The following is an 11,271-nucleotide window of genomic DNA, read 5'->3' as shown; positions in this document are numbered from 1 at the left end:
CTGGAACAGGATGGCCTGCTGATAACAACAGCTGACCGGGGTGCCGAGCGCAGACAACTGGAGAACGGAATCATTCTGGTCATGGCAGTGCCCTTCGCCATGGCCTTGCTGGGCAGCCTTGGCGTGCTGTGGTGGGGCGTGCGCAAGGGGTTGCAACCGCTGCAGAACCTTTACCGCCAACTACAGGTCCGGGAACCGGCTAACCTCAAGCCCCTGTCAATCGGCAACGCACCAGCTGAGCTCAAACCTATCGTCAACACACTGAATGCCCTGTTTGCCCGTGTCGAGCGCACCGTAATCCGCGAACAGCGGTTTGCCAGCAATACCGCCCACGAATTCCGCACGCCCCTGACCGGCATCAAAACGCACCTGCAGGTGGCCCGTCGTATCGACGGGGAACCGCAACAACTGGCCCTTGCCAGGGCTGAAATGGGCGTTCAGCGGCTGCAGAACGTTGCTGAACAGTTATTGATGCTGGCGCGACTGGAGAGCCAGGACGACTGGCATGGGTTTGACGCCTGCCCGGTAAATATCGCCATAAACGAGGCGCTTATGGATATGCCCGGGGCCGAAAGAGTGAGTCAGGTTCTGGAATCCGAGGACATTCTGGTCAATGCGCCGCATCCCCTGGTGGTTATTGCAGTCAGAAACCTGCTGGAAAACGCATTGAAATTTTCCGGCGACGACCAGCCGGTGGAGTTGAGAGTCACCAGCCAATCTTCTGACCATCAGAACCTGGTCAAGTTTGTTATTCGTGACCAGGGCAATAACCCGTTAACCCCCGACCAGGGCACAGAAAACCCGCAACATAGCCGATTGCCCCCGCAGGGGCACGGACTGGGACTGACCATAGTCGAATCCATTGCCGCGCAGTTCGGCGGGCATCTGCACGCCAAGGGAAATGCCAGTGGGGGGATGGATTGGGAGCTGGCATTGTTGAGCATTCGCGCCTCACAACAGGCCGGCCAATCTGAGACTGGTCATTAGAGTTCGCTCAAACCTTCTGGCCGGATATTTGAAGTGTGATATTGTCTGGCTTCAGACACGGGGTGTCCTGAACACAGGGCTGAGAAAAAACCCGTTGAAACTGATCCAGTTCACACTGGCGAAGGGATGTCAGCAACCACGGCTCCACTGCCGCTTCTGCTTGTGCATGCCTCCGCCTCAGATTTCGAGGTCGCTATGGCACACGCTTTCACGTTCAATCAGCAACTGGTTCTGGTCACAGGTGGTGGCCGGGGTCTGGGCAAAGACCTGGTGCGGGCATTTCTGCGAGAGGGTGCAAGGGTCGTGATCAATTATCACACCAGCAAAGAATCCGCCGAAGCGCTGGCCGCTGAGGCACCAGAGCGGGCTCTTGCCCTGCACGCCGATGTAACGGACGCGCAAGCCGTACAAGCCATGTTTACCAAGGCTTGTGAGCACTTTGGTAGCCCGATCACCACGGTCATCAATAATGCTCTACCCAGCTACTCGTTCAACGGCGACGGCCGCGCTAACGCCGATCAACTCACCTGGGAACACCTCAACCACCAGTTCGAAGGGGTTGTACGCGGGAGCCTCAACACCACTCAGGCGGCGCTGGAAGGAATGCGATCAGTCGGTTTCGGTCGCATCGTGAATATCGGCACCAACCTTTTCCAGAATCCGGTGGTTGCCTATCACGATTACACCGCAGGCAAAGCAGCGCTGCTTTCGCTGACTCGCACCCTCGCCAACGATCTGGGCCCTGATAACATCACGGTAAACATGGTTTCCGGTGGCCTGCTCCGCACCACCGATGCTTCAGCCGCAACACCGGAGGCCGTGTTCGAGCTTATTGCTCAGAGCACACCGCTGCGCCGCGTGACCACACCGGTTGAATTTGCCGATGCAACGTTATTCTTTGCATCACCCTGGGCGCGCTCGGTAACCGGCCAGAATCTGATTGTGGATGGTGGGCTGGTGAAAGGCTGATGAGCGCTGAGCTGCCACCAATACTTCACTTCCACCCGCATGCTCAGGATACCTGTGTAACCATCCCCTGAAGTCGGGGGATGTCCTCGACAGCCGTATCAGGCCCCTGCACTTTCTTTCGCGATATGGATACCGGCATGGTCAATAAACTTGCCCCGGCCACCCTGCTCCAGTGCCTGTCGCATGATGTCTGGAATCGACATTTTCTCCACCGTGACCGGATGCACCGCGACTCCGACCATCTCGCCACGGGCCAGAAACTGGCCGGTCCTGTAGTTATGGATATCCATGGCCAACGTGAATGACGTGTTGCCTATGTGGCTGGCCTGTACGGTGATTTCCAGTTGATCCCGATAGCAGGCTGACGCCTTCCACTCGATGGTCAGCTTTACCACCTGATAATCGAACGCCCCTCCAGGCAACTGATCCTGATCACAGATGTGATGCAGAAACTCGGTTGCGGCAAGATCCAGAAAATCCCCGTATCTGGCGTTGTAGACAACTTTCTGGGCGTCGCACTCACCATAGCGCACCTGCATGTAATATCGGAATGGCTGTTCCATGAATACTCCTGGTTATGATTGTTGTTGATGCGCGCAGCCCCCGCTTGGAGGGCTGGTTTCATTGTACTCAGGTTAACCCGTCAGTAAGCAAGGTACTGATCAGGCATGTCCTCAGGGCCGCGCCCCGAAGGCCGGCTTACCCAGCAGTTTTGGCAGGGTTCGGTAAGCATCTTCCACCCAGTCACAGAGCAGGCGCCGGCTCTCCCGTGGGTCGATCATATTCTGCACGCCGAAATGCTCGGCGGTGCGGAAGGGCGAGGCGATCTGCTCCATTTGCTCACTGATCCGTTCCATTTCCAGCTCCCGGTTTTCAACCTGATTGAGGTGGGCGCTGAATGCCGCCTCAATGCCTCCCTTTGACGGCAGTGAACCCCAGGTGCCCGAGGGCCAGGACCAGCTGGGTGACGCCCGATGCCGGTTAATCATGCCGGCACCGCCTACCCCGAAGATCCTGCGCAGGATCAGCTCCGCCTGAGGTACCTTCGCCTGATAGATAGCGGAAATGGCGCGGACACCGTGTCGTATGGTACCCCGTCGTTCGGCGGCTGAGCCGATAGATACTCCACCCTGGTCGGTAAGGCTGACGATGGGCAGATGGAAGGTTTCACACAAATCCACCAGCCGCGTTACGGCCTGGGCGCCCTCAACGGACATGGTGACGCCCTTCAACGGATTGGTGGCCAGCACACCCACCGGATAACCATTCAGTCGAGCGAGCGCAGTCACCGCAGACCCGCCATACTCTGCGTAGATAAGCACCGAGCCCCGATCAAAGATCGACGACAGAATGGCGTTGATGTCGTATGGCCGCCGCGAGTTGCGGGGAATCGACTTCAGCAGGTATTCGTCGCGCCGGTCCGCAGAGTCATCACAGATCTGGCGTGGCGGCAATTCATCCACGTTGCGGGGCAGGTAGGACAGGAATGACCGTATGACATCAAAGGCCTCCTCCTCTGAATTCACCATACGTTCGACGACGCCGCTGTCCGCATGAATATCAGCACCGCCCAGTTCCTCAAGGGTCAGATCCTCGCCGGTGCTTCCTTTCACCACTGGCGGCCCAGCGGTAAAGGCCTGACCGATACCCCGAACCATCACTGCCAAATGCGACATGGCCAGCCTGGCCGCCCCCAGTCCGACGGTCGGGCCCACAGCCGCCGCCACCACAGGGACCAGTGACAGGTTGTCGACGACCGCGTCCCAGCCGGGGTTAATCGGCACGTAGTGGAAGCCGTTTTCCAGGGCCATTTTGACGCTTCCGCCGCCTGAAGCACCGTCGAGCAGGCGCACCACCGGCAACTGCATTTGCCGGGCGTAGTTTTCCAGGAAGATCTGTTTGCCATGAATGGCGGAATCCCCGGAGCTGGCCCTCAAGGTGAAATCATCCACACCCAGAGTCACCTTACGTCCGTCCAGCCGGGCGGTACCGCCAATAAAGTTGGCGGGTTTGACGTTGATCAGCTCACCATTCTCGTCGTAGTCAGCAAAACCGGTGAGTGCACCAACCTCGGTGAAACTGCTGGCGTCCACCAGAGCATACACCCGCTGCCATGGCGTCAGCTTGCCCTTGGCCTTCTGTTTTTCGACCTTGTCCTTACCGCCCATTTCCTTTGCCATCTCAAGGCGACGGTCGATCTCTGCAACTTCAGCACCCCAGCCTTCATCCTCCTCAGCGAAGAAGGTGTCGCTCGGTGCACCTTCACTGACGGAATTCTGGCTGCCGCTGGACTCAATGATCGCCAGAATACTCTGCTCCTTGATCACATCACCGGGACTTGCCAGCAATGAACGAACAATTCCATCCTGTGGTGCCCGCACGGACTGTTCCATTTTCATGGCCTCGATCACCATCAGTGGCTCGCCCCGGCGAACGGCGTCGCCTATGGCGACCTCCACCGACACGATCATGCCTTCCATGGGGGCATGGACAGCGTCAGCCGGATGGTAATCCTTGGGAAGCGATACAGCACTGGCCGCGGGCGCCGGGCTGGTATCCGCCGCCAGCAGGGAGCCGGGCGGAAACCGGCCCGTTTGCCCCGCCATCGCATCCTGCAAGACCTTCCTGTGCTCCTGTATAAACGATGTGCTGTAACGGCCGCCCCGGAACACAGGGTGTTCAAGTACCGCTCGGAGTAGCGAGGTATTGGTTGGCACATCCGCAATGTGAAACTCGTGAAGAGCCCCTGACAGGGCCGCGGCGGCCGTCGTAAAATCCTTGCCCCGTGCGATGACTTTGGCAATCAGCGAATCATAACGGTGGCTGCTCTGGTATCCGGCATAGCCATAGGTATCCACCCGGATACCCGGGCCAGAGGGTGGTGAGAAAACCCTGAGCAATCCCGCCTTGGGCACCGGACTGCCATCTTCGGACAGCGCCTCCAGATTGACCCGGGCCTGTATGGCAAAGCCATTGGCTGCGGGTGAGGTCTGCAACCCCAGATCAGCAAGGGAGTGACCGGACGCAAGATGAATCTGCGTCTGCACCAGATCAACCCCTGTGATCTCCTCGGTCACCGTGTGTTCGACCTGCAACCTGGGATTGGCTTCCATAAACCAGAAGCCATCGTCAGACACCAGAAACTCAAAGGTACCGATATTGTCGTAAGCAACGTGAGCGGCCAGCTTGACCGCTGCGGCCAGAATCTGATCCCGAACCGTCTCATCAAGCACTGGACTGGGCGCGATCTCGATCAGCTTCTGGTGACGACGCTGAATCGTGCAGTCCCGTTCCCAGAGGTGGGTTACCTGACCGGAACCATCGCCCACAATCTGCACCTCGATATGCCGGGCATGATGCAATAACTTTTCGACGTACAGTTCACCGTTACCAAACGCCTGCAAGGCTTCCGACTGGCACCGGGCATAGGCTTCAGCAAGCTCGCCGGGGTCTCGCACCACTCGCATGCCACGACCGCCACCACCCGCCATGGCTTTGAGCATGATGGCGCCATGTTCTTCGGCAAAGGCACGGGCATCGTCAAGGCTGGTAGCACCGGATGTCCCGGGCAACACGGGTACACCCGCCTCCCGTGCCAGAGCCAGCGCACTGACCTTGCTGCCAAACAGATCCAGAATCTCCGGGTTGGGTCCGATAAAGCGAAGTCCCTGTGCCGCACAAAGCCGGGCAAAATCCGCGTTTTCACTGAGGAAACCATACCCTGGATGAACCGCGGAACAGCCCGTCCTGCCGGCGACATCAACCAGCGCCTGCGCGTCCAGATAGCCGGCGGCACCTTGCCTTGGCAGCTCGCAGGACTGATCGGCATAGCTCACGTGGAGGGACGCTTCGTCGTCTTTTGCATAGACCGACACTGTTTCCATCCCCAGTTGACGAGCTGCCCGAATAATCCGGATAGCAACTTCGCCACGATTGGCAACCAGAATCCTCTCCATTAACTTCACCTTCTCTTGTTCTGTTTGGGGTGCTGTAATTTCACCAGCAAAATACCTGACGATTCAGAAATTGTTGCCGGGACCTCAGGCAGATTCGTCAGCCAGCATCTGGCGTAACTTGTACTTTTCGATCTTGTTGGTCGGTGTCACCGGCAGAGAATCGACGATGCGGATATAGCGTGGGCGCATATACTTTGGCATCTGCTCACTGGCAAAAGCCGCAATCTCACCCTCATTGCAGGTTCCTGGCGCCTTGAGCTCAACGAACACGGCAATGTCGTCTTCGTTACCCTCCTTCGCTGGCACCGGCACTGCCGCAACGGCGCGGACATGCGGATGATCCGCCAGCACGGATTCGATCTCATAGGACGAAACGTTTTCACCTCGCACCCTGAAATACCCGCCCATCCTGTCGATGAACCGGAAGTTGCCATCGGGTTGCTCCACGACCGCATCACCGGTATGGAACCAGAGATTGCTCCAGGCCTTGAGTGTGGCCTCGGGCTTGTTCAGATACTGCTGCAGGAGCAGTCCCGGGAATCGCGGACGAAATGCCAGCTGACCGACGTTTCCAGGAAGAAGCCGATTGTCATCCTCATCCAGAACGGCAACGTCAACGAGTGGCGATGGGCGGCCCATGAAACCAGGAGGCAATGGCTTGTCACCACTGACCAACAAACGACCAGAGGCTTCTGCTGAGGCCCTCAACTGCTCTTTGGGCAGCCCCTTATACAACTCGGGAGGCGTACCTGTTTCGTCTCCGAACTCGTCGATGATGGTCATAAAACCGGCGCCGGATTCAGTCTGCCCGAAACCACAGGTAACAAAGTCGAAGCCAAAACGTGTGGCCACTTCATGGTGGTTTGCCGGCAGCGGTTGCATATGGACTTTGCAAAGAGTGTTGTTGCGGTCATCAGGAGATGGCGGTGCGGACATCAGCCATGGAATCATCACGTCAAGCAGGATGCCGGCACTGGCACCACATTCCCGGATACGAGACCAGAATTCTGACGGACTGAAGCGGTTCCACAGGCCCACGGTATTGCCTTTCCAGACTGCTTTCACCAACAGCGCGTAGGCACCTCCCACGTGGTACATGGGCAAGTCACAATAGACCACATCTTCCGATGTCCACTGGCTGCGGCCAGCAAAGGCGTATTGATTGATCCAGCGGAAAGGGAGCAATACGCCCTTGGCGGGACCTGTGGTGCCGGAGGTATAAATAATGGTGGCCGGATCGAAGGGACCCAGTTCTGGATCTTCCAGGATCTCATCAGCAGACGTGATGGATTCCAGATTATGCACCCGGGAGTTCGGTAACTGCACGCCATTTTCCGACCCATCATTTGAACTGGCAGGGCCCACAACAACATGGGCTGGCTTTATGTCCGAACCTATATCCTCCAATATCTGCCGGAAGGTGGGATCCGTGATCAGCAGCGGCGCTGACGTATCGTTGATCTGGTAACTAAGCAGTTTGCCTCGCAGGTTGAAGTTGATGGGGGCATAAATCGCCCCCAACTGCCAACAGGCAAACATGGCTGTGGCTGCGAGCAGGGAGTTACTGGTCAGTACACTGACCGGCTGGCCCCTGGTAATCCCCAGAGACTTTAACCCGGATGCTATCTCCAGACTGCGCTCATGGACTTCCCGGAAGGTCAGGCGTTCACCGGTTTCACCATAGTGAATGAACACTTTATCGCCGTTCTCACGGGCATGACGTTTTAGCTGGTAAAGGGGGACATCACCCTCATTGACCATTTGCTCAAAGATTTCTTGTGGTTGTTTCATGAGTGATCCATTTTTTGTTATTGATCAGGTCAGAGTTACATGGTTACCAGGTATCAATCATCGGTCGGCGACGGCCATGGCGTGGTCCGGGATTTTTCACCGACTTCAATCCCCGCAGAATCCAGTTGCGAGTCTCGGCAGGATCAATGACTGCATCGATCTCCAGCGAAACCGCCATGCTCAAAGCTTTACCCTTTTCGTATTGCTCAGCCACCAGCTTCTCGAACATCGCCTTTTGAGCCATTTCATCGCCGGCATTGGCAATTTCATTGCGGTAGCCAAGGCGAACCGCACCCTCCAGCCCCATGCCACCGAACTCACCAGTAGGCCAGGACACATTGAAGAAGGGCGAATGGAACGAGCCTGCCGTCATACCCATGGCGCCAAGACCATAGCCTTTACGAAGTACGACCGACATCACCGGAATCTGCAGGCTGGCCGCCGTCACGAACATGCGGGTGGTGTGGCGTACCAGTCCGGTTTTCTCGGCTTCCGGTCCCACCATGAAGCCCGGGGTGTCACACAGGCTGATCAGGGGTACATCGTAGGCATCGCACAGCTGCATGAAGCGGGAAGCCTTGTCGGCTCCGTTGGCGCAGATAGCGCCGCCAAGATGTCGTGGATCGTAGGCAATTAACCCTATGGGCCGACCTTCAATACGGCCAAATGCGGTGACCATCCCGGGTGTGAATTCAGGACGAAGTTCCAGGTAGCTCTCACTGTCGACCAGCGTGCAGATCAATGCCCTGATATCGTAAGAGCGCAGACGATTTTCAGGAATGCTGGAGCGCAACAGACGTTGATCAGCGTTACTCCACTCCGGCAAACGGCCCTGAAAATAGGACATCAGCTTGCGGGCAACACGGGCCGCTTCGCGCTCGTCCTCAACCAGACAGTCGACGACTCCATTGGGTACCTGCACCGACATTGGGCCGACTTCTTCTGCGGCAAAAACACCCAGACCTCCGCCTTCGATCATGGCAGGGCCAGCCATACCCAGACTCGCATTCCTGGTGGCAATCAGCAGGTCACTGGCTCCGGCAAAAACCGCGTTGCCAGCGAAGCATCGTCCCGAAACAATCCCGATGCGAGGAGCCAGCGCCGTGAGGCGGGCATATTGCAGAAAGCTGGGCTGATCAAGACCGGCCACCTTGGTGGCATTGTCAGTGTCACCTGGCCGGCCGCCGCCCCCTTCGGTAAAGAAAATCACTGGCAGTTGCTGCTCTTCAGCCACCTGCAGCACCCGGTCGGTTTTCTTATGGTTCATGGTGCCCTGGGTGCCGGCCAGTACGGTGTAGTCGTAGGCCAGCACCGCACAGCGAGCCTGGTCTTCGGCAAAGGTCTGGCCGTTGACCGAACCGATCCCGGCCACCAGCCCATCCGCCGGTGTGGACCGTATCAGATCCTCTTCCGACCGGCGCTGTCGCTGGGCGGCAAAGGTGAGGGCGCCGTACTCCATAAAGCTGCCGGGGTCACAGATATTGTCGATGTTTTCCCGTGCGCTCAGCATGCCCAGCTTATGGCGTTTGGCCATGGCCTCGGGCCTTGCCTCGTCCAGGGTCAGCCGTTCGCGTTCCAGGTCCGGACGAATATAATCCAGATCGATTTCGGCCCCTGCGGACTCCTCTTCAGCGTCAGTTTCACCGGGCTCGATGAACGCCAGGGCCTGTCCTTCCTGAATATAGTCACCGTTGGCAAACGGCAGCTCCCGCAGAGTGCCCGCCTCTGGTGCCCGTATTTCGTGTTCCATTTTCATGGCTTCGAGAATGGCCACCACCTGGCCCTGGCGAACGCCGGCACCGGTTTCGACCAGGGTTGTCACCAGCTGGCCCTGCATGGGAGCCATGGCGCCGACCATGCCCGCTGGCACGTCACTGCTTGCCGGGGCGTGGGAAGCGGTGGTGTTGGTCGCAACAGAGCGGAACTGCTTCCGGTGGCCTTTTTCAGCCTCGGTCACCAGCAGCGCCATGCGGTCGTCCACCAGTCGGGTATAAACCTGATTGGAGATAATGTCTGGCTGCATCAACAGTGTCTGCAGGAAGTCCAGGTTGGTGTGGACCCCTTCGATGCGGAACTCGGACAGGGCCCGGTAGGCTTTTCTCACGGCCAGAGCGAAGTCGGATGACCGGCTGTGCACGATAACCTTGGCCAGCAGAGAATCAAAATGGGGGCTGGTCTGATACCCGGTGTAGCCGTAGGTGTCGACCCGGACCCCGGGTCCTGTCGGTGGCTCGAAGGCGGCCAGGGTGCCGCCGCTGGGTCTGGTGGTACCGGAGGCGTCCATGGTTTCCATATTGACCCGGCACTGGATGGCGTAGCCGGAAGGCGCCGCAATGTCGGCCTGTCGCAACCCCAGGTCGGCAAGGCTACTGCCACCGAGCACCGCGATCTGGCTCTGCACCAGATCAAGGCCGGAGATCTCTTCGGTAACCGTGTGCTCCACCTGCAGGCGAGGATTGGCCTCGATAAAAAAGAAATGGTCGGCGCGGGTGTCTACCAGAAATTCAAACGTCCCCAGGCCCTGGTATTTCACTTCATGGGCCATGGTCAGTGCCGCATCCAGCAATTTCTGTCGCATTGGCGAACTGAGCGTAGGGCTGGGAGCTATTTCAATGAGCTTCTGGTTGCGACGTTGCAGGCTGCATTCCCGTTCCCAGATATGGCTGACCTGGCCGGTGCCGTCGCCGATCACCTGTACTTCGATGTGCCGTGCCTGTTCGACCAGGCGCTCCACGTAAAGCCCATCGTCACCGAAGGCTGCCATGGCTTCCCGGGCACAGGCGGTATAAGCCGTTTCAATGTCATCGCCGGGGCTGACAATACGCATACCACGACCGCCACCACCGGAAATGGCCTTGATGACGACGGCGGTGTCGGCACCCTGGGCATCCGCAAACGCTTTGGCCTCAACCAGCGAGGTCTGGGTGCCGGTACCGGGCACCACCGGCACCTTGCAGCGCTCGGCCAGGTGCCGTGCCGCAGACTTTTCACCCAGCAGGGCCAGCGTCTCCGGTGAGGGGCCGATAAAGGTTATCCCTTCCTCGGCACAGCGGCGGGCGAACGGGTGATTTTCACTGAGAAACCCGTAGCCGGGATGAATGGCCTGAGCGCCGGCAGAGCGGGCGGCAGCGATAACCGCCTCAATATCCAGGTAGGCCCGGGCGCCCTGGCCGGGTAGTGCGATGGCCTGATCGGCATGTTGCAGGTGCTGGGAATACTGATCTTCCGGAGCGTAAACGGCGACGGTTTCCAGGCCCAGATCGCTGGCGGCCCGGGCGATGCGAATGGCGATCTCGCCGCGGTTGGCAATAAGAATCTTGCTGAAATTCACAGGTGCCTCATGGATAACGGAATCGTCAGGAGTTACTCACCGGCAAGGGCCAGGCATTGCTCTCGCAAGGCGCGCCGGTTGATTTTATCGGTTGCGCCCTTGGGCAAGGGTTCCGGCCAGAACCAGATGCGGTCTGGCACCTTGAACGGAGCAATATGCTGCTGCAGGAAGCTGATCAGCTCGGCCTCGGTCACGCTGCTGTCTTCTTTAAGATTAACGGCTGCGCCGACGGTTTCG

General features: G+C 58.4%; 6 protein-coding genes, 1 pseudogene and 1 riboswitch. Of the genes and pseudogenes, 2 read left to right on the top strand and 5 right to left on the bottom strand.

The window, feature by feature from the left end:
- The coding region (locus AAC035_RS12325; RefSeq protein WP_339804582.1) for a histidine kinase dimerization/phospho-acceptor domain-containing protein at positions 1-987 on the top strand (987 nt) is incomplete at its 5' end.
- Positions 988-1,035: 48 nt separating this feature from the next.
- Positions 1,036-1,131: riboswitch (TPP riboswitch) on the top strand.
- Complete coding sequence (locus tag AAC035_RS12320; RefSeq protein WP_339804579.1) at positions 1,114-1,956, top strand: 3-oxoacyl-ACP reductase; 843 nt, start codon at positions 1,114-1,116, stop codon at positions 1,954-1,956. Its footprint overlaps the riboswitch before it by 18 nt.
- A gap of 98 nt (positions 1,957-2,054) precedes the next feature.
- On the opposite strand, the gene AAC035_RS12315 is transcribed toward AAC035_RS12320, so the two are convergent.
- From AAC035_RS12315 to AAC035_RS12295, 5 genes and pseudogenes are all read right to left on the bottom strand, one after another.
- Positions 2,055-2,519 (bottom strand): thioesterase family protein, encoded by a 465-nt coding sequence (locus AAC035_RS12315; RefSeq protein WP_339804576.1) that lies wholly within the window; start codon positions 2,517-2,519, stop codon positions 2,055-2,057.
- Positions 2,520-2,630: 111 nt separating this feature from the next.
- A complete protein-coding gene (locus AAC035_RS12310) occupies positions 2,631-5,912 on the bottom strand; it encodes a carboxyl transferase domain-containing protein (protein WP_339804573.1) in 3,282 nt (1,093 codons plus the stop codon).
- A gap of 84 nt (positions 5,913-5,996) precedes the next feature.
- A complete protein-coding gene (locus AAC035_RS12305; protein ID WP_339804570.1) occupies positions 5,997-7,703 on the bottom strand; it encodes an AMP-binding protein in 1,707 nt (568 codons plus the stop codon).
- 43 nt (positions 7,704-7,746) lie between these two features.
- Complete coding sequence (locus tag AAC035_RS12300; RefSeq protein ID WP_339804568.1) at positions 7,747-11,034, bottom strand: carboxyl transferase domain-containing protein; 3,288 nt, start codon at positions 11,032-11,034, stop codon at positions 7,747-7,749.
- 32 nt (positions 11,035-11,066) lie between these two features.
- A pseudogene (locus AAC035_RS12295) lies at positions 11,067-11,271 on the bottom strand (acyl-CoA synthetase); the annotation flags it as partial.

This window comes from uncultured Marinobacter sp., from assembly GCF_963974375.1.
Taxonomy (GTDB): domain Bacteria; phylum Pseudomonadota; class Gammaproteobacteria; order Pseudomonadales; family Oleiphilaceae; genus Marinobacter.
Note: the sequence above shows the minus strand (reverse complement) of the source record. Positions and strands in the feature narration are given on the sequence as shown.